At 61.6% G+C, this 23010-nt stretch carries 10 protein-coding genes; 2 read left to right on the forward strand and 8 right to left on the reverse strand.

Going from position 1 to position 23010, the window contains the following annotated elements; translation table 11 throughout:
- Positions 1-112: 112 nt before the first annotated feature.
- The 6 genes from IAE34_RS23845 to IAE34_RS23870 all read right to left on the reverse strand — a co-directional run bounded on the left by IAE34_RS23845 (position 113) and on the right by IAE34_RS23870 (position 7708).
- Entirely contained in the window at positions 113-580 is a 468-nt protein-coding gene (locus tag IAE34_RS23845; RefSeq protein ID WP_200141417.1) for an SRPBCC family protein, read from the reverse strand.
- Positions 581-616: 36 nt separating this feature from the next.
- Positions 617-4045 carry an amino acid adenylation domain-containing protein gene (locus IAE34_RS23850; protein ID WP_200141418.1) on the reverse strand — a complete coding sequence of 1143 codons (3429 nt, stop codon included), beginning with the start codon at positions 4043-4045 and terminating at the stop codon, positions 617-619.
- 11 nt (positions 4046-4056) lie between these two features.
- A complete protein-coding gene (locus IAE34_RS23855; protein WP_200141419.1) occupies positions 4057-4986 on the reverse strand; it encodes a diiron oxygenase in 930 nt (309 codons plus the stop codon).
- Positions 4983-5759 (reverse strand): DUF3050 domain-containing protein, encoded by a 777-nt coding sequence (locus IAE34_RS23860; protein WP_200141420.1) that lies wholly within the window; start codon positions 5757-5759, stop codon positions 4983-4985. Before IAE34_RS23860 ends, IAE34_RS23855 begins: the two co-directional genes overlap by 4 nt.
- 600 nt (positions 5760-6359) lie before the next feature.
- Entirely contained in the window at positions 6360-6944 is a 585-nt protein-coding gene (locus tag IAE34_RS23865; protein WP_200141421.1) for a thioesterase domain-containing protein, read from the reverse strand.
- A gap of 71 nt (positions 6945-7015) precedes the next feature.
- Complete coding sequence (locus tag IAE34_RS23870) at positions 7016-7708, reverse strand: GntR family transcriptional regulator (protein WP_200141422.1); 693 nt, start codon at positions 7706-7708, stop codon at positions 7016-7018.
- Between the two features lie 209 nt (positions 7709-7917).
- Between IAE34_RS23870 and lapG the strand changes: the two genes are divergently transcribed.
- Positions 7918-8679, forward strand: coding sequence for a cysteine protease LapG (gene lapG / locus IAE34_RS23875; RefSeq protein ID WP_200141423.1), 762 nt, complete (start codon positions 7918-7920; stop codon positions 8677-8679).
- Positions 8680-8688: 9 nt separating this feature from the next.
- Positions 8689-10635: a cyclic di-GMP receptor LapD gene (lapD, locus tag IAE34_RS23880; protein WP_200141424.1), complete on the forward strand. Its 1947-nt coding sequence runs from the start codon at positions 8689-8691 to the stop codon at positions 10633-10635.
- 39 nt (positions 10636-10674) lie between these two features.
- Here the strand turns inward: lapD and IAE34_RS23885 are convergent, their stop codons facing one another.
- Positions 10675-11016 carry a tryptophan synthase subunit beta gene (locus IAE34_RS23885; protein WP_200141425.1) on the reverse strand — a complete coding sequence of 114 codons (342 nt, stop codon included), beginning with the start codon at positions 11014-11016 and terminating at the stop codon, positions 10675-10677.
- 155 nt (positions 11017-11171) lie between these two features.
- A partial coding sequence (locus IAE34_RS23890) for an immunoglobulin-like domain-containing protein (protein WP_325101015.1) occupies positions 11172-23010 on the reverse strand: 11839 nt, incomplete at its 5' end.

Here is a 23010-nt window from a genome sequence, read left to right on the forward strand (position 1 = left end):
TGGTAGTGTGGGGTTTCCCCATGTGAGAGTAGGTCATCGTCAAGATTCATTTCGCAAAACCCCTATCTGCGCGAGCAGATAGGGGTTTTGTCTTTCTGGTACAGGGTGCCGATCAGCTCAGCAGGTTACGCACGTTGCTCATCGCGTCGTCGGCGAAGCCCTGCAGAAACGCCTGGAACGCCGGCAACGTGTGTGGCTCCCCTTCCCAGGGTTCTGCCTGGATGGTCCAGGTCGCGCGGCTGCTATTTGGGCCCGTCTTCTCTACCTGCATCGCCGCCCACAAATTGCCGATGTTGAGACTGGTATAGATCAGGCTCCAGGTCATCTGCATCATGTCTTCGTCCCGTGAGTTCAACTGCTCGATGACGACGTTGCCGTCCTTGAACAGCTTCTTGCGCACCGAGCGCACGCCGCTTCCGGTCATCTCGATATGGGCCAGGGCCGGAATGAAGACCGGGAAACCGGCAAAGTTGCCGACGATGTTCCATACCGCGCCTGCCGCTGCGGGTACATCGACACTGGAGACGACCCGGCAACCTTCAGGATGGCGGATCAGGGTGTCTGGGGTGAGTGCTTGCATGTGGTGTCGCTCCTGTCGTGGTGAATGATCAAAGAATCAAAGGAAGCCGATGTCGCTGAGATAACGGCAGCCGCGATGCAGCAGCGCCGTGTTCTTGCTCGGGTAGCAAGTCCCCATGCGGCGCACGCCTTCTCTGGCGTTGCCGTGTTCGATGTGCGAGATATCGCCGATGTCTTCCTCGAAGCCTTCCAGGTAGAAGCCCAGGACGTCGTACAAGGCGTTGTCGCGATCGACTCGTCCCAGCTGACGCTGCCACTGCGCCACGTCCACCACCTCGAAGGCATGGCCGTATGAGCGCAAGGCCGCCAGATAGTCCTGCCAACGCAACGGCTCGGGGTTGTGCAAGTTGAAGACGCAACGGGCTGGGTCATAGCGAACGCTGTGGAACGCCATGAAGCGCGCCAGAAAGTCCACCGGCATGAGGTCGAAGTCGATATCCAGGTGCGGAACCTGCCCGAGTTGCAGCGAGCCCTTGAGCATCAGCATCAGGCGATTGCGCTGTGGCTGGCAGACACCCGTGCGGCTGTCGAAGCTGATGTTGCCGGGTCGGAACAGGTTGACCCGTACACCTGCCAGCCGCGCGCGCTGCAGGATTCGTTCGCCGACCCATTTGCTGAGGTTGTAGCCATTGCGCAGATAGATCGGCGCGCAAGGGCTCGGGTCCTGTTCCAGCACCCGGCCGGCGTCGTCCACTGCGCTACAGGCCGAGAGGGTGGAGACGAAATTGAAGACCTTCTTGCGGCGGCCCTCGCAGAGTCGCAAGCACTCGAACAAGGGCTCGATGTTGTCCAGGGCCAGCGCCTGGTAATCGAGCACGTGGTTCACCTGGGCGGCGTTATGCAGCAATGCGCCGTAGTTCAGGTCCAGATCGTCGTAGTCCGCCTCGCTCAGCCCCAGGCGTGGCTGGCGTAGATCGGCGTCCAGCACCCGCACCCGCGTCGGATCGAGTGCCAGGCGATTGTCCGCGACTGCCTGGGCGAATCGTTCAGTGGCCGAATGCTTGGCATCCTTGCGCACCAGGCACGCGACTTCCGTGGCGCCCCAGTCGAGCAGGGCTTCGACCAGGTGAACTCCAAGGAAGCTGTTGGCACCTGTCACGATGACCCGGTGCACATCACCCATCGCCTCTAGCGGTAGTACCTGAAGGTTCAGCGCACGATTGGCATCGTGCTCCAGGCGCTGCAGGTCAGTGCGCAGATCGTCAGCCTGCCCCTCGAGCAGTGCTGCCAGGCGTTGCAGGGTAGGCTGCTCGATGAAGCGGTTGATGATCACGCCACGACCGAACTGCTGGCGAATCTCCAGCAGCAGGCGCGACAACAGGATCGAGTGCCCGCCAAGGTTGAAGAAGCTGTCGTCGGTGGAAATGTCGGTCTCGGGCAGTTCGAGCAATTCGCTCCACAGGCTCACAAGACGGTGCTCGGTGGCCGTGGTCGGGGCGATGCGTGAAGCGGCTGGAATGTCCAGCGGTCGTGTGCGCAGCGCTTGCCGATCGACCTTGCCGTTGACTGTGTAGGGCATTGAGTCGAGCACCTGGTAGAACACCGGTTGCATGTAGTCGGGCAACTGCGCCCGGGCATGCTCGCGCAAGGCGGCCAGGGCGTCGTCGTGCAAGGGCTGCGCCGCGAACGCGAGCACTCTCTTGCGCTCATCGATGACCACGGCGAGCTGGCGGTAAAGGCCGCTGGCGCGCAGGCAATGCTCGATTTCCTCGGGCTCGACGCGAAAGCCGCGGATCTTCACCTGGTTGTCCCGGCGACCGCACAACTCGATGCCGTGTTCGGTCCACTTGCCGATGTCGCCGGTGCGGTAGGCGCGCAGCGCGCGTCCATCGGGCAGGACGAGGCTGACGAAGCGCTCGTCGGTCAGCGGTGGATTGTTCAGATAGCCCAGCCCGACACCCGGTCCACACAGGTAAAGCTCGCCGGGCGTTTCCTCAAGGACGGGCGTCAGGGCCTCGTCGAGGATGAACACCTGGGTATTGGCGATCGGCTTGCCGAGGCGACGATTGCTTGCCTCAGGTTCGAACGTACAGGTGCTCGCCAGTACCGTAGCCTCGGTCGGGCCGTAGATGTTATGCATCCGGCACTGTCGACTGTAGCGGGCGATCACCTGCGGCTCGCACACATCGCCACCGGTGATCAGGTGTCGCAGACCGATGGGCGAGCCGGCGGGCAGGATGCTCAGCAGTGCCGGGGGCAGGAAGGCATGGCTGACGGATTGGCTGTGGATAAGTTCGAGCAACCGTTGCGGGTCGCGCCGTTGATCCTCGTCGGGGATCACCAACTGCGCGCCACACAGGAAGGTCGGCAGAATATCCAGTAGAGAGGCGTCGAAGCCGATGGTCGAGAACTGCAACACACGGCTGCTCTCCTGCAGATCGACATGCCGGCGATACCAGGCGGTGAAATGCATGAGGTTGCGTTGGCTGAGCAGCACGCCCTTGGGCTGGCCGGTGGTGCCGGAGGTATAGATCGCCACGCATGCTCGATCGGGCTCGGCGGGCCATTGTTGCAGCGAGGGCAATGGGCCTTCGATCGGAGGCAATTCACGCAGGTCGAGCGCCGCCCCCTGCGCGGTCATTTGGCCGTCGTGCAGCAGCACGGGGGCTCCGGCATCTTCCAGGATGCGCCGACGCCTATCGGCGGGTGTTCCAGGATCCAGCGGCAGGTAGATGGCCCCGCATCCCAGGATTGCCAGGAGACTCGCATAGAGCAGCGGCGACTTGCTCATGCACACGCCGACCACCACAGGCTGTCCTGGCTCGGCGTTCAACCAGGGCCGCAACGCCTGCTGCACCGCTGCGGCCTGAGCGTGCAACTCGCAATAGCGGGTGAGCTGGCCGTTCTGGTTCAGGGCCGAACCCTCGGCCCAGTGACGCAGGCTCCGCTCGAGGCTTTCCATCAGCCCGCAGTCGGCCTGGTCCAGCAGATCGGCATCGTACGTACCGTTGAAGGGATGATGGAAGGCCAGTGTCTGCAGCCAGTGCAGGTCATGTTCGCGCTCGTGCAGTCCGGCAGCGACCGTGGGCAGGTCGTCCAGGGCGCGAGCGTCGCGGGCCAGTCGAGCGAGCAGCAGGATGACCTGTTCGATGAGAGCGCTTTGGGCCTCTTGCACCAGTTCCTGGCCATTGCCCGAAGCAGGCGAGGCGATCGCCGTGCTGACGATGAGCCGTTGGGCGTTGGCGGTCCCCCATCCGCACAACAGTTCGAGAAGTGGCAGGGGTTGGGCGTGGCGGGTACCCAGGCGCAGCCTGAGCACGGGGGTAGCGCCGAGTCCTTGCCAGTCGCTGGCGCAGAGCGTCAGGCTGCCGTCCTCCAGTACCACTGAATGCACGCCGTCCAGCGCTCTGTGCAGCGCGGTCGGTGCTTCGGCCAGCAGGACTGCATGGCCGTGTTCGTCGAGCAGCCGGGCCATTGCGCGCAGCGCAGCGCTGGTGCCGACCATCACTATGTCCAGACGTCGCATGGGGCCTCTCCTCAGGGCAGATAACCGCGCAGGGCGTGTTGCACACACGGCGATTCGAGCATCGAGCTGGCGCGAAAAAAGCGCAGGATGTTGCTCAGCAGCGGATGCTGGTGGTTGATCGGATAGGCCAGGCCGAGGGTTTCCTCGCGCAGGGCGTGACGCAGGGGTTCGGCGACTGGCAAGGCCTCGATCAGGCTGAGGTCGAAGGCCTGCTGGATATCGTTGGTCAGGTACTGCTCGAGAAAATCCGGCAGCACGTCTGCCAATGCCTGGCGCTCGTGCTCGGCCGCCGCCTGCCAGTAGATTCGGGTCAGGCGTGACCAAAAGCTTGAGTGGCGTCCTTCGTCCAGCAGGTGGTCGGCCATCAGCCCCTTGACCGAGGGCTTGACCGTATCGTCGCGGGCGAAGGCGGCCACGTCATCGGTCAGGGTGTTCTCGGCGATGCCCACGCAAATCAGCTCAAGCGGGTCGCGCAGGCTTTCTGGCACCTGGGACAGCACGGCGGGAATGGCGCGGCTGAGTTCGATCTCGCCTGGCAGGGCGATAGGCTCGATCCCGGTCAGGGCGATGGTCTGTTGCAGGAAGTCCATGGCCACCAGCGCGTGGTAGTCCTCGTCGACCACCACGGTCATGGCGTCGTAGCGGCAGGCGAAGGGAAACCGTACGGCGAAGCGGTCCTTGGCGATGCGCCGGGCGGTGCGGTCGACGATCTCGGTTTCGAAAATCACCACATCATTGATGAACTTGTAGAGGCTCTGCACCAGCACGAAATCGCGCAGGTGCGCACAGCCCTCCTGAAAACTGGCGCTGAGCACCAGGGGTTGACGGCTGAGCGGGTAGATCAGGCGCTGGTCGTTCTCCACCCGGCGTCGTGGTCGAGTGCGGATGGTGGCGCGCTCCTCCCAGGCGTCGGCAAACGAGCGATAGTCGAGAGCGTTCATGGCGCTACCTCGACGGCTGGCACTTGCAGCGAGGCGCGCAGGCCATCCCACAGCGCCATGCGGCTTTGCACTGCGGCGATCGCGGCCTGGTAGACCTCCTGCTGACGCTGCGCGTCGCCGGCCACCAGGCGCGCCAGCAATGCCTCCGCGGCCGGGCCGTGATCTTCCGAATCCACTTCGATGTGCCGCTGCAGGTAGTAGCGGAAGGTCGGCGCCTGGGTGCGATCGATGCCCCAGGCGTCGAGAATCTGCTGGAACATCGCCGGGATGACGCTCTCGCGTCCATGCAGGAAGGCAGCGGCGACGCGATGCGCCGGTGCTTTCAGCGCTACCTCGAGCGTGTCGCCGACGAAGCGCCGGGCTGCCTCGCTGGCGCCTGACTGGCGCAGGGCCGTGGCGTGATCGACACCCTGCTGCTGCAGGCTGACGAAGCGCTCGATGGCCTGGGTGCTGGCACCGACCTCGCGCATGGCGTCCAGATAGAGCTCGAAGTGGCTGTAGTGCCCCTCTTGCAAGCCATCGTCGGACTCCTCACCCAGTACGATTTCATTGATCAGGCGGGCGGCGGCTGGATCTGCCGGTGGCAGCCAAGGCAGACGTACGCACGTCAGCTCCTGTTGCAGGCGCTTGGTCAACGACATGAAATCCCAGACAGCGAATACATGGGTTTCCATGAATCGCCGCAAAGTTTCCAGAGAATCGATCTCTGAAAAGATCGGGTGCCGGGAAAGGGAGTGTTTGCACTCGTAGAGCGTATCTTTCAACAGCTGCATGGTTGATACCCTTCATGAAAGTTCGACGGCGTGTTACCGCGCTGCCAATCATTCGGCCAAGTAGCGGGCGAACGAAGCCCCCGAACTGAATTCGGTGATTGAGCAGCGTCGGTGGTCTGGCCGCGCCCGACATGACTGATGTGTGGTGAATCTCATAGGTTTCGGGCGTCGGCGACATGAAAGTTAGATCAACTTAGAAGTTTCCGGCAAATATTTTTTTATATATTTTTGATAGTTGAAAACTGCTGGGCGCAAGGGCCTGAACAAAACTTTTCTCAAGTTTTATTTAGGCAATAAGTGCTCCTTCCAATTGCTAGAATCGAAAAACTTTAGTTGAGTGAATGCCTCACTCGAAGCACTGATGAATGGCCCTGCGGAATATGTTCGCTGTCCAGGGGCGGCTGATCGCCACGCGGCCCATTGCCCCGGTATCAGACTCCTTCTGCGGGTGTATGGAAGGTCCGCGACCTGGCCCTTGGCAGGACGATCAGCAGTCGCGGCGCGACTAGATTGGGGCCAAACGCCGCGCACTGCCACGGCCTTTGGCAGCGCGCTGGAACGAAGAGGGGAGGAAGGGGTGGCTCAGAGGAGCGCGAGCGCTCAGAAACTGAGCAGGCCGAGGTGAGTATTGAAGATTCGCACCAGCCTCTGATCCAGGAACGAGGGATCGGCCGAGGGTTCCGGCAGCTCGATCAGTTCCAGCTCGCGGCGCACGAAAGCATGCCATCCCAGCGTTCCTGGCAGTGAGCCTGCTGGATAGAGCACGGTCATCGGCACGTGGATGGCGTGGTTGCTGGCACCGGGCTCGGTGACCTCTGGGCTGTCACAGCTGGAAACAAACAAATGGCGAGTCTGACCGGGATATTCCCGCTCTGCCAACTGCACGAGTTCGAATGCCCTGTGCGCGCCGAGTCGTTGGCCGAACACGGCGTGGGGTTCGCCCAGATACGGGTGCAGGTACTCGGCCAGGGTGCGGGTAAGCGCGGAGGGGCCTTGCAGCGGATCGCAGGGGGCGCACTCGGCCTGGCGTTGGATGTCCACGGCGATCAGTTCGACCGGTTCGCTCAGGGCATAGGCCCAGGCCCGGTACTGGTCCAGATGCTGCTGGCTGCAGGCGAGGCAGATCAGGCGAATTCTCGGGGTCGACCCGGCGTGTGCGGGTGCCGATGGGTTCTGGACGTGCACTGTCTGTCCTTGATCCCGGTGGGTACCGGGTCTGCTGACCGGTTGGGCGTGTGGCCGTGACGGTAGGGGGTTCACTTGGCGACTTGCGCGCTCAGGTAACGCCTGATGGTGAGCGCAGCCGTGTTCAGATGCTTTTCCAGAACCTCGATGGCCTGTTCCACCTGCTTGTCACTGGCGGCGTTCACCAGGGCGATGTGATCGTCCTGGGTCAGCTTGCCCAGCCCCATGGCCGAGAGGTGGAAGCGCAGGAAGCGCTCTTCCTCGTTCAGCTCGATTTCGATCATGCGCAACAGCTTTTGATTGGTCGCCTTGCAGTACAGCGACAAGTGAAACAGGCGATTCAGGCGGCCGATTTCAGCATGCGCGGTCTCGTTCTCGAGCTGTTCGATGTAGCTGCGAGCCAGCGCGATGTCCGCCGCGTCCAGGTGCGGGATCGACTGCCGCAGCGCCTCGGTTTCGAGCAGCACTCGCAAGGCGTAGGTGTCGACGGCATCTTCGCCGATCAGGGGCGCGACGACCGCCCCTTTGTGGGTGATCACCTTGAGCAGCGATTGCGCCTCCAGCTGACGCAGCGCTTCGCGGACCGGCATGCGACTGACGCCGAAAAGCCCCGCCAGTTCTTCCTGACGCAGGGCGGTGCCCGGCGGCAGGCGGCCGTCGAGTATGGCGCTGCGCAAACGCTCCTCGATGACGCTCCGGGCAAGATGGGCGGGCACCTGCTCACTGCCGAGCACGGCGCTGAGGAGTCTGATTTTCTCGGCCACGCAGAGTCTGCCTCGATGGAAAGCGATGATTGGATCCAATAACCCTAGTGAGCCGCGCTGTCGGTTGTCAAACCGAGGCGATGGAATGCTGCGTCCCAGGAATCCGGCTATCGTGAATGAAGTCACCGGGCAAGGGAAGTCAGACCTTTCCTGGGACGCAGTGCCGGCGAGTTCGATCGTCCGTCGCTTCATGGCACATTGATTGTAAGGTGCCATTGTCTTTTAAGTGGGCAGGCCGCACCATCGCGGCTTTCGAGGGTTCGGGATGGGTGTTCGCAGTGGCGATACCTGAAGTGCTAACGCGGTTCGTGCATCACCTCGGTCTCGCCGTGCTGGTAGGCTGCTTGCTGCTCGGTGGCCTGCACGCCGATTGGGACTTCGCCCAGATCAGCCGCCGCGCGCAGCAGTTGTATGGGCCGCTGGGCGCTGGGCAGGTTCGGATCGATGCCTGGCAGCACCTCATGGCGACTCAGAACCAGGGGAGCGAGCTGGACAAATTGCAGGTGGTCAACCTGTTCTTCAACAAGCAGATGCGTTATGTCGAGGACATCGACCTGTGGCACGAGGTCGATTACTGGGCAACGCCCGTGCAGTCGTTGATCAAGGGTGCCGGCGACTGCGAGGACTATGCCATCGCCAAGTACTTCAGCCTTCGTCGCATGGGTGTGCCGGCCGACAAACTGCGCATCACCTATGTCAAGGCGCTGCGCCTGAACCGCGCGCACATGGTGCTGACCTACTATGCCAATCCGCAGGCACAACCTCTGGTGCTGGACAGTCTGATGGATGCCATCAAGCCGGCCAGCCAGCGCAACGACCTGCTGCCGGTGTACGCTTTCAACGGTGAGGGGCTGTGGATCACCGGCGCGAGCGGCAACAAGAAGGTCGGCGATACCAAGCGTCTGTCGCGCTGGCAGGACGTGCTGAAGAAAATGCAGGCCGAAGGGTTCCCGGCCGAACCGGTCTACTGAGGAGCACAGATGTCACTGTTCAAACAATTGCTGCTTGCCATATGCCTGCTCCTGACCATCGCCTTCACTGGTAGCTTCATGGTCAGCCTGGAGAGCTCGCGCACCCAGTACGTCAATCAGCTGCGCTCCCACGCCCAGGATGCCGCCACGGCGCTGGCCTTGTCGTTGACACCGAACATCGACGACCCGGCCATGGTGGAGCTGATGGTCAGCTCGATCTTCGACAGTGGTTACTATTCGAGCATCAAGGTCGTGGACCTGGATTCCAGTGCAGTACTGGTCGAGCGCCATGCCGAGCCTGGCAGCAATGGCGTGCCGGGCTGGTTCATCGCGCTGATCGGGCTCGAGCCTGCGGGGGGCGACGCCATCGTCATGCGTGGCTGGCAGCAGGCGGCGCGGGTCGAGGTGGTCAGCCATCCGATGTTCGCGCTGGCCAAGCTCTGGGAGAGCGCCCTGGGCAGCCTGGTCCTGCTGCTGCTGTGTGGGGTGGTCAGTGCGGTGCTGGGTGCGCTGCTGCTGCGCCGTCAGCTGCGTCCACTGGACTACATGGTGGAGCAGTCTCACGCCATCGCCCGTCGGGAGTTCCTCAGCCTGCAGGAGCTGCCGCGCACGCCGGAGCTGCGCCGTGTGGTGCAGGCGATGAACCAGATGGTGGAGAAGCTCCAGGCATTGTTCACCGAGCAAGCCGAGCGTAGCGAGAAGCTGCGCGTCGAGTCGTACCAGGACAGCCTCACGGGGCTCGCCAACCGTCGCTACTTCGAAATGCAGCTCACTGCGCGGGTGAGCAACCTGGAAGAGGCGCGTGCAGGCTATTTGCTGTTGCTGCGCGTTCAGGACCTGGCCGGTCTCAACGCACGCCTGGGCGGTCAGCGCACCGACCAGTTGCTGCAGGCGGTGGGTGAACAGCTGCGCCGTACCTGCGCGAGCTATCCGGAGACCAAGGATCTGATCACCCGCAGCCGTGGTGGCGAATTCGCTGTGCTGGCGCCGGGCATGGTCCATGAGGAAGCGGTGCAGCTGGCGCAGGCGCTGGAGTCGACCCTGCAGAGCCTGCACGTGACCGGTGCCAGCGACGTGGACCCGGTGGCCTGCATCGGGCTGGCGCCGTTCAACCCGGGGGACGCGCCCCAGGCGCTGCTCAAGCTCGCCGACGAGGCACTGGCCCGTGCAGAGAGCCAACCGGAGCCGGGTTGGGTGTGCCTGGAGCAGGGTGCCGCAGCCCAGGCGGCCGACAGTCATCACGCCTGGCATTCACGCCTGGACCAGGCACTGAACGAGGGTCGCTTCGAGCTGTTCTTCCAACCGGTGGTGGACTGCCAGTCGCTGGAGCGAGTGCTTCACCACAAGGTGATCTCGCGCCTGCACGACGAGCAGGGCGAGGCCCTGGCAGCCGGACGCTTCCTGCCCTGGCTGGAGCGCTTCGGCTGGATGCCGCGGCTCGATCTGCTGGTGCTGGAGAAGGTCCTGGGTCATCTGCATACCCACCAGCAATCGCTGGCACTGAACCTGTCGGCTGCCACGCTGGCCGATCCGAAGGCGTTGCAGCGGGTCTTCGAGCTGCTGGGGCAGCACGCTGCACTGGGCGAGCGCCTGACCTTCGAGATCGGCGAGGAGCAATTGCCTGATCAATCGCAACTGGAGAAGCTCAACCGGCGGCTGCACGAACTGGGCTTCGGCCTGGCGCTGCAACGCTTCGGCGGACGCTTCAGCATGATCGGCAACCTGGCGCACCTGGGCCTGGCCTATCTCAAGATCGACGGTGGCTACATTCGCAGCATCGACCAGGAGCGGCACAAACGGCTGTTCATCGAGGCCATCCAGGGCGCTGCGCACAGTATCGACTTGCCGTTGATTGCCGAACGGGTGGAAACCGAGGGTGAACTGCAGGTACTGCGCGAAATGGGTGTGCAGGGTATCCAGGGACAACTGGTGGGCGAGCCGACCCCCTGGAAGTGACCATGGCGCCAGCCGCACCCGCTCCGGGTGCGGCAGGACTCAGATCAACCCGCCTTCTTCCTCTTCCTCGATCAGGTTGTTCAGACTCCCCAGCGCCTTGCGCGCCGTAGACCGGTTCAGCAGCTTGGCTTGAGCGCCCGGTGGCAGGTCGGTGATGCTGAATACGCCCTTGGCGGTCAGCACTTCGATCAGGTCCTCGAGTACCCGTATCATGTCCAGGTCGCTCTGCTTGAGCTGCTTGAGGCTGTTTTCCACCACATCGTCGGCGAACCACTCCTGGATCTCGGCATGGTCGGCGGGAAGCGATTCGGTGTGCTCGTCAAAGGGGGTAGCTTCTACCCGCAGCAACTGGCCGTCGGCGTCGCGTTGCACGTAGAACATGGCATCGACCCTCGTCACGATGATTCCTTTTGGTTGTCAGGAGCCTAGGCAAAGTTCAGCGCTTTTGCCGGGGCGGCCCTGCGAGTATGCGCCGCGCACGGCACACATGAAAGCATCGATCCCTGACGGCCGGTGAGGGCCGCCAGGGGCGGGCGTCAGCTGTTGGCGTTGTCGATCTTGATGGTCGGGTCGGCACCGGTGATCAACGAGTTGATCGAGGTGTGCGACCAGTCGACGCCCTGGAGCTTGATGCTGACGTCGGCATTGGCCAGGCCGCCGCTGGCGTTGAGCTTGCCCTCGCTGCTGACCTGAAGGGTCGACTCGCCGTTGACGGTGGTGATCTTCAGGAAGTTGTCGATGGTACTGGCCTTCTCACCCTGCAGCAGGTCGCGCAGGTCCAGACGGTCGCCTTCGCTGCTCTTGAAGTCCTTGACGATATCGTTGCCCAGGTCTCCGGCCTTCCATACGAAGGTGTCCGCACCGCTGCCGCCGATCAGGATGTCGTCGCCCTTGCCACCGATCAGGATGTCGTTGCCGGCACCGCCAATCAGCAGATCGTTGCCTTCACCGCCGATCAGGGTGTCGTTGCCCGTGCCACCGATGAGGATGTCGTTGCCGCGTCCACCGTCGATGTAGTCGTCACCGCCCTGGCCGAAGATGATGTCGTCGCCATCGCCGCCCATGAGCGTGTCGTTACCGTCATTGCTGCGGGAGATGTCGAACTCGGTGTAATGCTCGGTGACGTACTGGTGCATCATCCGCGCATCCACATCGCCCACATCCACGCCCAGCTTGTTGGCCACATAACCCTGGATCGCTTCCACGCCGGTTCCGGGCACCGAATCGAAGGTCACCAGGTCGCCGAAGATGATGTCGTTGCCGTCGCCGCCATTGACCGTGTCGTTGCCCGGGGTGGTCGCCTCGGTGTGGCCCAGGATGGCCTCCGCCAGCTTGCTCGGGTCGATGTTGGTCTGTGGCGTGCCGTCGGAGTCATAGGGCTTCAGGTCGCTGGCATTGACGTCGCTGTTGAGGCCGATGGCTTCGACATTGGACAACCCCGACAGCAGCTTGAACGTGTCCTTGGAGTTGGCCAGGGTCGAGGCGTCGGTGCTGTAGCCGGTCCCCGCGAGGGTGGACAGCTCGTAGGTACCATCGCCTTGGGCATGAATGTTCCCCGAACCGTAGTTGTACCAGTACGCACCATATTTGTACTGCACGGACATGTACCCATTGGCATCGATATCGACCCGGGTACTGCTGTCAACGGCACCGCGCGAGACCACGTCGCCGATCTTGTAGTTGATCGAGGACAGGTAGGTGTCCAGCGTCACGCTGCCGTAGCCCAGGCGCGGGTTGGTCTGCTCGCTGGTCTGGTAGTAGGTAGGCTGGCCGTCGGTGATGAAGTACGTCTGGTTACTGCCTGCACTGCCTGCGCTCTTGAGTGCCTGGAACCAGTTGGCCGTGGTCTTGAACGCGTCCTCGTAGTTGGTACCGCCACCGGCGCTGAGGGTGCTCAGCTGGCTTTGCAGCTTCTGCAGGCCGGCATCGTTGAGCGTCACCGACACCGACGACTTGACCTGGGTGGCGAAGTCCACGAGCAGGATGTTCACGGTACCCGACTGGGCGCCCTTGACGCTGGCCGCCAAGGTCTTGAACACCGATTCCAGCGACTTCTTCGCGGCGTCCACGCCCGAGGAGCCCATGCTCCCGGAGGTGTCGACGATGAAGGCGATGTTGTAGTCCTGGCCAGGTACCACGTGCAGGCCAGCGACGTCGGAAACGATGATGTCGTTGCTATCCGTACCGGTGAAAGTGTCCGAATTGGCGGTCAGGTTGGTGGTGCTGTAGCTCTGCGGGTAGACCGTGACCTTGAAAGTCCCTTCATTGGTGGCCGTGCTGCCGCCAACGCTCTCGCTGGAGATCGAGCTGACCTTCACGTCGAACTGGCCGTTGTAGTAGGACGGCGGCTTGATCGCCAGGCTATTGAGGTTCCAGCCGGTGACGTCCACCGCCGAGGTGCCGACGGTGAAGCTGTGGCCGGCATTGTCGGTGACCACGGAGCCTGCCGGGATACCGCTGAGCTTGACGCTCAGGGTCTCCGACCCGTCGGTGTCGGTCAGATTGGTGCTGATGCCCACCAGCTTGACGGCGGCACCGTTTTCACGGCCTTCGTTGAGCTTGTAGCCGTCGTAGTAACCCTGGCCATTGCTGCCGTGCAGATCGGACACGGTCAGGCCGGCGCTGGCCATCGATGCCAGGTTCGGATACAGCGCCATGTTCGAACTGCTCAGGTCGGTGACCGCGCCGTTGCCGACCTTGATGTTCACATCCAGGCTGCCAGGACCTGCCTGGTTGGCGCTGTAGATCTCCAGGGTGTAATAGCCGCTGGTGGTTGGGGTGAAGCTGCCGCTGATGGCGCCGCTGGCGTTGCCCCAGGTACCGCCGGCCACGTTCTTGCCGCCGACCACGATCTGCAGGCTGTCGTCTGCCGTACCGCTGAAGGTGTAGGTCTTGCCGGCCTCCATGTAGATCAGGCCCGACGTTTTCGAACCGGTGCCGGGGCTGATGTTCGACGCGCTGTCGACCGTCGTGACCTGCTCGCTCTTGTTCGCGCTGCCGGAGTTGGCGAACACGCTCTTGAGTTGATCGCCGGTGATCCCGTTGCCGTTGGTGCCCAGGCCGGTGAGGCTGTTCCAGGACTCCTTGGTCAAGCCGATCGACGGCACATTGTTGTTGCCGATGGACAGGTCCGGCTTGTCGGCGACCGGGGCGATATCGACCTTGAGGGTGACTTCGCTGCCGGTGTTGGTGCCGTCGTTGGGCTTGTACTTGATCTGTGCGTAGTCGGCTTGCTGGTTGCCGACACCGGTGCCGCCATAACCGTCCACGCCGGACTGGTTGGCCAGCGGGACGAACTTGAGCTTGCCGGCGGCGATGTCGGCCTGGCTGACGGTCTGGTTCAGCGAGACGTCGACCCAGGCGCTGCCGTTGAAGAACTTCAGGTTGCCCAGGTCCGGCAGTTTGCTGATGACCACTGCCAGGCCGGTATTGCCATCGGCATCGGTGACGTTGAAGTCGCCCCACTTGAACACGTAGTCGGTGTCCTCGGTACCGGTAACCGCGCCACCTGTCGACTCGGGCATATGGTCGTTGTCGATGATGGTGGTGGTCACGCTGCCCTTGCTGGCATCGACCTGCAGGTTCTCGAAGCCGCCGCCACTGGTGCCGGTGATCTTGATGGTGAAGTTTTCCGAGCCTTCGACGAGCTGATCGTCGATGGTCTTGATATCGAAGTTGGCGGTGCTGCTGCCAGCCGGAATCTTGACCGTGGCCACGCCAGTGTAGTCCTGGCCGTTGGTCGCGGTGCCGCTGTAGCTCAGGGTCACGGTGACGTCGGTCTTGGACGGGCTGGTCAGGGTCAGGGTGTAGTGCGCGGTCGCGCCCTCGATCACCGACGCGTCGCCACCGATGCTTACGGTGGTGAGGTCGCCCTGGCCACTCGGCTCATCGGTCACGGTGGTGGTGAGTGTGTTGCTGCCCAGTGTCAGCTTCTCGAAGTTGTCGCCGCCGGCGACGGCTTCGAGCTTGTTAACGATGGGCGCCTGGCCACCGACGTAGACATCGTCCTTGGCGGTGATGGTCGCGGTGCCGGTGGCGCTGCCTGCGGCAATATTGACCTTGGTGCCATCGGTCAACGTGAAGGACAAGCCGTTATGACCGGTCACCGACAGGCCCTGGGTGTTGCTCAGGGTCACGGTGTAGGTGACGGTGCCGCCCTCGGTGACCGTGGTCTTGTCGGCCGTGAGCGTAGCGACCACTTCGCTGATGGTGTCGCTGATCTGAAGAGTCGCCGGGCTGCCGAGCTCGAGGTTCTCGAAGGTCTTGCCTTCGACGGTGGCGCTGTTGATGCCGACGGTGAGCGAGCCGGCGTCCTTGAAGACGTCTTCACCCTGGGCCGGAGCTTTGTATTCGACCTGGGTCTGGCCTGCGGCTATGACGACCTTGGCACCGTTGCTGAGGTTGACGGTGAGATCGCGGTCCAGCACCTGGCTCACCTTGACGGTGAAGCTTGGTTGCTGGGCTTCGTTGACATCGCCATTGCTGACTATGGTGACGGAGACCTTGTCACCCTGGTTGTTCGAGCCAGGCGTGCCCGAGCCGGGCTCGTCGGTGACCGTGGTGGTCACGCTGTTGCTGCCCAGGGTGAGTTTTTCGAATCTTTCACCGCCAGTGACGGACTCGATCTTGTTGACGATGTTTGGCTGGCCGCCAACGTAGACGTCGTCCTTGGCGGTGATGGTCGCGGTGCCGGTGGCGCTGCCAGCGGCCACGTTCACCTTGGTGCCATCGCTCAGGGTGAAGACCAGGCCTTGGTGGCCGGTGACCGACAGGCCTTGAGCGTTGGCGAGGGTAACGGTGTAGGTCACCATGCCGCCCTCTGCGACGCTGGTCTTGTCGGCGGTGAGCGTGGCGACGACCTCGCTGATGGTGTCGGCGATCTGCACCGTCGCGCTACCACCGAGCTCCAGGTTTTCGAAGGTCTTGCCGGATACGCTGGCGTCGGTGATCCCTACGGTGAGCGAGCCGGCGTCCTTGAAGACGTCTTCACCCTGGGCCGGGGCTTTGTACTCGACCTGAGTCTGGCCGGCGGCGATGGTGACCTTATCACCGGTGCTGAGCGTGACAGTGAGCGCGCGGTCCAGCACTTGGCTCACCTTCACGGTGAAGCTTGGCTGCTGAGCTTCGTTGACGTCGCCATTGCTGACGATGGTGACGGAGACCTTGTCGCCTTGGTTGCCAGAACCTGGAGTGCCTACGCCCGGCTCGTCGGAGACGGTAGTGGTGATCGAGTTGCTGCCCAGGGTCAGCTTCTCGAAGTTATCAGCGCCGGTGACGGACTCGATCTTGTTGACGATATTTGGCTGGCCGCCGACGTAGACGTCGTCTTTGGCGGTGATGGTGGCGGTGCCAATGGCGCTGCCCGCGGCGATATTGACCTTGGTGCCGTCGGAAAGTGTGAATGTGAGACCTTGGTGACCGGTGACCGACAGGCCTTGAGCATTGCTCAAGGTAACGGTGTAGGTGACGGTCCCGCCTTCAGTCACTGCCGTTTTATCAGCGGTGAGAGTCGCGACCACTTCGCTGATGGTGTCAGCAATCTGAACGGTGGCCGCGCCACCCAATTCGAGGTTCTCGAAGGTTTTGCCAGCAACGCTGGCGTCGGTTACACCAACAGTGAGTGAACCGGAATCTTTGAACACGTCGTCGCCCTGCGCAGGCGCCTTGTACTCGACTTGGGTCTGGCCCGCAGCGATGGTGACTTTCGCGCCATTGCTGAGGGTCACGCTGAGGTCGCGGTCCAGCACTTGGCTGACTTTGACGGTGAAGCTCGGTTGCTGGGCTTCGTTCACGTCGCCATTGCTGACGATGGTGACGGAGACCTTGTCGCCCTGGTTGCCAGTGCCAGGAGTACCCGAGCCCGGCTCATCGGAAACGGTGGTGGTGATCGAGTTGCTGCCAAGGGTCAGCTTCTCGAAGTTGTCGCCACCGGTGACGGATTCGATCTTGTTGACGATGTTCGGCTGGCCGCCGACATAGACGTCGTCTTTGGCGGTGATTGTGGCGGTGCCGGTGGCGCTGCCAGCGGCCACGTTGACCTTGGTGCCGTCGCTCAGGGTGAAGACCAGGCCTTGGTGACCGGTGACCGACAGGCCTTGGGTATTGCTCAAGGTGACGGTGTAGGTAACGGTCCCGCCTTCTGTCACTGCCGTTTTATCAGCGGTGAGGGTGGCGACCACTTCGCTGATGGTGTCAGCGATTTGCACGGTCGCCGCGCCACCCAATTCGAGGTTTTCGAACGTCTTGCCGGATACGCTGGCGTCGGTGATCCCTACGGTGAGCGAGCCGGCGTCCTTGAAGACGTCTTCACCCTGGGCCGGGGCTTTGTACTCGACCTGAGTCTGGCCCGCGGCGATGATGACCTTGTCACCGGTACTGAGCGTGACAGTGAGCGCGCGGTCCAGCACTTGGCTCACCTTGACGGTGAAGCTTGGCTGCTGAGCTTCGTTGACGTCGCCATTGCTGACGATCGTAACGGCAACTTTGTCGCCCTGGTTGCCAGTACCTGGAGTACCTGAGCCCGGCTCATCGGAAACGGTGGTGGTGATCGAGTTGCTGCCAAGGGTCAGCTTCTCGAAGTTGTCGCCACCGGTGACGGATTCGATCTTGTTGACGATGTTCGGCTGGCCACCGACATAGACGTCGTCTTTGGCGGTGATGGTCGCGGTGCCGGTGGCGCTGCCAGCGGCCACGTTCACTTTGGTGCCATCGCTCAAGGTGAAGACCAGGCCTTGGTGGCCGGTAACCGACAGGCCTTGGGCGTTGGCGAGGGTAACGGTGTAGGTGACGGTGCCGCCTTCAGTAACCGCTGTTTTATCAGCGGTGAGAGTCGCGACCACTTCGCTGATGGTGTCAGCAATCTGAACGGTGGCCGCGCCACCCAATTCGAGGTTCTCGAAGGTTTTACCGGCAACGCTGGCGTCGGTTACACCAACAGTGAGTGAACCGGAATCCTTGAATACGTCATCGCCCTGAGCGGGTGCCTTGTACTCGACTTGGGTCTGGCCCGCAGCGATGGTGACTTTCGCGCCATTGCTGAGGGTCACGCTGAGGTCGCGGTCCAGCACCTGGTTCACCTTGACGGTGAAGCTTGGCTGTTGAGCTTCGTTGACATCGCCATTGCTGACGATGGTGACGGAGACCTTGTCACCTTGGTTGCCAGTGCCAGGAGTACCCGAGCCCGGCTCGTCGGAAACGGTAGTGGTGATCGAGTTGCTGCCCAGTGTCAGCTTCTCGAAGTTATCGCCACCGGTGACGGACTCGATTTTGTTGACGATGTTTGGCTGGCCGCCGACGTAGACGTCGTCTTTCGCGGTGATGGTGGCGGTGCCGGTGGCACTCCCAGCTGCGACGTTCACCTTGGTGCCATCGCTCAAGGTAAAGACCAAGCCCTGGTGACCGGTTACCGACAGACCCTGGGCATTGCTCAAGGTAACGGTGTAGGTAACGGTGCCGCCTTCAGTAACCGCTGTTTTATCAGCGGTGAGAGTCGCGACCACTTCGCTGATGGTGTCAGCAATCTGAACGGTGGCCGCGCCACCCAATTCGAGGTTCTCGAAGGTTTTGCCAGCAACGCTGGCGTCGGTTACACCAACAGTGAGTGAACCGGAATCTTTGAACACGTCGTCGCCCTGCGCAGGCGCCTTGTACTCGACTTGGGTCTGGCCCGCAGCGATGGTGACTTTGGCGCCATTGCTGAGGGTTACGCTGAGATCGCGGTCCAGAACCTGGTTCACCTTGACGGTGAAGCTCGGTTGCTGGGCTTCGTTGACATCGCCATTGCTGACGATGGTGACGGAGACCTTGTCTCCCTGATTGCCAGTGCCTGGAGTACCCGAGCCCGGCTCGTCGGAAACGGTAGTGGTGATCGAGTTGCTGCCCAGTGTCAGCTTCTCGAAGTTATCGCCACCGGTGACGGACTCGATTTTGTTGACGATGTTTGGCTGGCCACCGACGTAGACATCGTCTTTCGCGGTGATGGTGGCGGTGCCGGTGGCACTCCCAGCTGCGACGTTCACCTTGGTGCCATCGCTCAAGGTAAAGACCAAGCCCTGGTGACCGGTTACCGACAGACCCTGGGCATTGCTCAAGGTAACGGTGTAGGTAACGGTGCCGCCTTCAGTGACCGCTGTTTTGTCAGCGGTGAGAGTCGCGACCACTTCGCTGATGGTGTCAGCGATTTGCACGGTCGCTGCGCCACCCAATTCGAGGTTCTCGAAGGTTTTGCCGGCAACGCTGGCATCGGTCACGCCGACGGTGAGCGAACCGGAGTCCTTGAAGACATCATCGCCTTGAGCAGGTGCCTTGTACTCGACTTCAGTCTGGCCGGCAGCAATTACAACTTTCGCGCCGTTGCTCAGGGTAACGGTCATGTCACGATCAAGCGGCTGGTTCACCTTGACGGTAAACGACGGTTGTTGATCTTCGGTGACATTACCGTTGCTAGCGATGGTGACGGAAACTTTGTCACCTTCGTTGCCAGTACCAGGAATGCCTGAGCCCGGCTCGTCGGAAACGGTAGTGGTGATCGAGTTGCTGCCCAGTGTCAGCTTCTCGAAGTTATCGCCACCGGTGACGGACTCGATTTTGTTGACGATGTTTGGCTGGCCACCGACGTAGACATCGTCTTTCGCGGTGATGGTGGCGGTGCCGGTGGCACTCCCAGCTGCGACGTTCACCTTGGTGCCATCGCTCAAGGTAAAGACCAAGCCCTGGTGACCGGTTACCGACAGACCCTGGGCATTGCTCAAGGTAACGGTGTAGGTAACGGTGCCGCCTTCAGTGACCGCTGTTTTGTCAGCGGTGAGAGTCGCGACGACTTCGCTGATGGTGTCAGCGATTTGCACGGTCGCTGCGCCACCCAATTCGAGGTTCTCGAAGGTTTTGCCGGCAACGCTGGCATCGGTCACGCCGACGGTGAGCGAACCGGAGTCCTTGAAGACATCATCGCCTTGAGCAGGTGCCTTGTACTCGACTTCAGTCTGGCCGGCAGCAATTACAACTTTCGCGCCGTTGCTCAGGGTAACGGTCATGTCACGATCAAGCGGCTGGTTCACTTTGACGGTGAACGACGGCTGTTGGTCTTCGGTGACGTTACCGTTACTGGCGATGGTGACGGAGACTTTGTCGCCTTCGTTGCCAGAACCTGGAGTACCCGAGCCTGGTTCGTCGGAAACGGTGGTAGTGATCGAGTTGCTACCCAGTGTCAACTTCTCGAAGTTGTCGCCACCGGTGACGGACTCGATTTTGTTGACGATGTTTGGCTGGCCACCGACATAGACGTCGTCTTTAACGGTGATGGTGGCGGTGCCGGTGGCGCTGCCAGCGGCGACATTGACCTTGGTGCCGTCGCTCAGGGTGAAGACCAGACCTTGGTGACCGGTAACCGACAGGCCTTGGGCATTGCTCAAGGTGACGGTGTAGGTAACGGTGCCGCCTTCAGTGACCGCGGTTTTGTCAGCGGTGAGAGTCGCGACCACTTCGCTGATGGTGTCAGCGATCTGGACCGTCGCTGCTCCGCCGAGCTCCAGGTTCTCGAAGGTTTTGCCAGAAACGCTGGCATCGGTCACGCCGACGGTGAGCGAGCCCGAGTCTTTGAATACGTCGTCGCCCTGCGCAGGTGCCTTGTACTCGACTTCAGTCTGGCCGGCAGCGATTACAACTTTCGCGCCGTTGGTTAGGGTGACGGTCATGTCACGATCAAGCGGCTGGTTCACCTTGACGGTGAACGATGGCTGCTGATCTTCGGTGACATTGCCGTTGCTAGCGATGGTGACGGAAACTTTGTCGCCTTCGTTACCAGTGCCTGGAGTGCCAGTACCGGGCTCATCGGTGACATCAGTTCTGACTTCGGACTGACCCAAAGTCAGTTTTTCGAAGTTGTCTGCGCCTGTAACCGACTCGAGCTTGTTGACGATGCTTGGTTGACCGCCGACGTAGACGTCGTTCGGGGCTTGGATGGTGAACGTGCCAGAGGAAGACCCAGCGGGAACAGTGACTTTAGTACCGTCCGAAAGCGTGAACGTCAGGCCTTGGTGGCCAGTGACATCAAGGCCTTGGCCGTTGGTCAACGTGACGGTGTAAGTGATCTGGCCGCCTTCGGCCACAGTTGGTTTGTCAGCAGTAAGAGTCGCGACCACTTCGCTAATGGTGTCAGCGATCTGTACAGTAGCCGCACCGCCGAGCTCCAGGTTCTCGAAGGTTTTGCCGGCAACGCTAGCATCGGTTACACCGACGGTGAGCGAGCCGGAGTCTTTGAAGACATCGTCGCCCTGCGCAGGCGCTTTGTACTCGACTTCAGTCTGGCCGGCAGCGATTACAACTTTCGCGCCGTTGCTCAGAGTCACGGTCATGTCACGGTCAAGCGGCTGGTTCACTTTGACGGTGAACGACGGCCGTTGATCTTCGGTGACGTTACCGTTGCTAGCGATGCTGACGGAAACTTTGTCACCTTCGTTGCCAGTACCTGGAGTGCCAGTGCCTGGTTCGTCAGTCACCGTGGTGGTAACGGAATTATCGCCCAGGGTGAGTTTTTCGAAGTTGTCTGCGCCGGTGACGGATTCCAGCTTATTCACGATCGAAGGCTGACCACCGACATACACGTCGTTCGGCGCTTGGATGGTGAAGGTGCCGGAAGCAGAGCCAGCCGGAACGGTGACTTTAGTACCGTCCGAAAGCGTGAACGTCAGGCCTTGGTGGCCAGTGACATCGAGGCCCTGGCCATTGGTCAACGTGACGGTGTAGGTGATCTGACCGCCTTCGGCGACAGTAGGTTTGTCGGCAGTAAGCGTCGCGACCACTTCGCTGATGGTGTCAGCGATCTGAACCGTCGCTGCGCCACCCAATTCGAGGTTCTCGAAGGTTTTGCCGGCAACGCTGGCATCGGTCACGCCGACGGTGAGGGAACCGGAATCCTTGAATACATCGTCACCTTGGGCAGGCGCTTTGTACTCGACTTCAGTCTGGCCAGCTGCGATGACCACTTTGGCGCCATTGCTCAGCGTGACAGTCATATCGCGATCGAGCGCCTGATTCACTTTCACGGTGAACGACGGCTGTTGATCTTCGGTGACATTACCGTTGCTGGCGATGGTGACGGAAACTTTGTCACCTTCGTTGCCAGTACCTGGAGTACCAGTGCCTGGTTCGTCAGTCACCGTGGTGGTAACGGAATTATCGCCCAGGGTGAGTTTTTCGAAGTTGTCTGCGCCGGTGACGGATTCCAGCTTGTTCACGATCGAAGGCTGACCGCCCACATACACGTCGTTCGGCGCTTGGATGGTGAACGTGCCGGAAGCAGACCCAGCCGGAACGGTAACTTTAGTGCCGTCCGAAAGCGTGAATGTCAGGCCTTGGTGGCCAGTGACATCGAGGCCCTGACCGTTGGTCAATGTCACGGTGTAAGTGATCTGACCGCCTTCGGCCACAGTGGGTTTGTCAGCAGTAAGCGTCGCGACCACTTCGCTAATGGTGTCAGCGATCTGTACGGTGGCCGCACTGCCGAGCTCCAGGTTCTCGAAGGTTTTGCCGGCAACGCTGGCGTCGGTCACGCCGACGGTGAGCGAACCGGAGTCCTTGAATACATCGTCGCCTTGCGCAGGCGCTTTGTACTCAACTTCGGTTTGGCCGGCAGCAATGACCACTTTGGCGCCGTTGCTCAGGGTAACGGTCATATCACGGTCAAGCGGCTGGTTCACCTTGACGGTGAACGACGGCTGTTGATCTTCGGTGACATTGCCGTTGCTGGCGATGGTTACGGAAACTTTGTCGCCTTCGTTGCCAGTTCCAGGAGTGCCAGTACCGGGCTCATCGGTGACATCGGTTTTGACTTCGGCCTGACCCAAGGTCAGTTTTTCGAAGTTGTCTGCGCCTGTAACCGACTCGAGCTTGTTGACGATGCTTGGCTGACCGCCCACGTAGACGTCATTCGGCGCCTGGATGGTGAAGGTGCCGGAAGCAGAGCCCGCCGGAACAGTGACTTTAGTACCGTCCGAAAGCGTGAATGTCAGACCCTGATGGCCAGTGACATCGAGGCCTTGGCCGTTGGTCAGGGTGACGGTGTAGGTAATCTGGCCGCCTTCGGCCACTGTGGGCTTGTCGGCAGTAAGAGTCGCGACCACTTCGCTGACGGTGTCAGCGATCTGTACGGTGGCCGCGCCACCCAATTCGAGGTTCTCGAAGGTTTTGCCGGCAACACTGGCGTCGGTCACGCCGATAGTGAGCGAACCGGAATCCTTGAATACATCGTCGCCCTGCGCAGGCGCTTTGTACTCGACTTCCGTCTGGCCAGCTGCAATAACCACTTTCGCGCCGTTGCTCAGGGTAACGGTCATGTCACGATCAAGCGGCTGGTTCACCTTGACGGTGAACGACGGC

The organism is Pseudomonas sp. S30, assembly GCF_016518545.1.
Taxonomy (GTDB): Bacteria; Pseudomonadota; Gammaproteobacteria; order Pseudomonadales; family Pseudomonadaceae; genus Aquipseudomonas.

What these genes read in the sequence shown, in the direction of transcription:
- IAE34_RS23845 (WP_200141417.1), bottom strand. Translation starts at nt 580, where the DNA reads ATGCAAGCACTCACCCCAGACACCCTGATCCGCCATCCTGAAGGTTGC.
- IAE34_RS23850 (WP_200141418.1), bottom strand. Translation starts at nt 4,045, where the DNA reads ATGCGACGTCTGGACATAGTGATGGTCGGCACCAGCGCTGCGCTGCGC.
- IAE34_RS23855 (WP_200141419.1), bottom strand. Translation starts at nt 4,986, where the DNA reads ATGAACGCTCTCGACTATCGCTCGTTTGCCGACGCCTGGGAGGAGCGC.
- IAE34_RS23860 (WP_200141420.1), bottom strand. Translation starts at nt 5,759, where the DNA reads ATGCAGCTGTTGAAAGATACGCTCTACGAGTGCAAACACTCCCTTTCC.
- lapD (WP_200141424.1), top strand. Translation starts at nt 8,689, where the DNA reads ATGTCACTGTTCAAACAATTGCTGCTTGCCATATGCCTGCTCCTGACC.
- IAE34_RS23885 (WP_200141425.1), bottom strand. Translation starts at nt 11,016, where the DNA reads ATGTTCTACGTGCAACGCGACGCCGACGGCCAGTTGCTGCGGGTAGAA.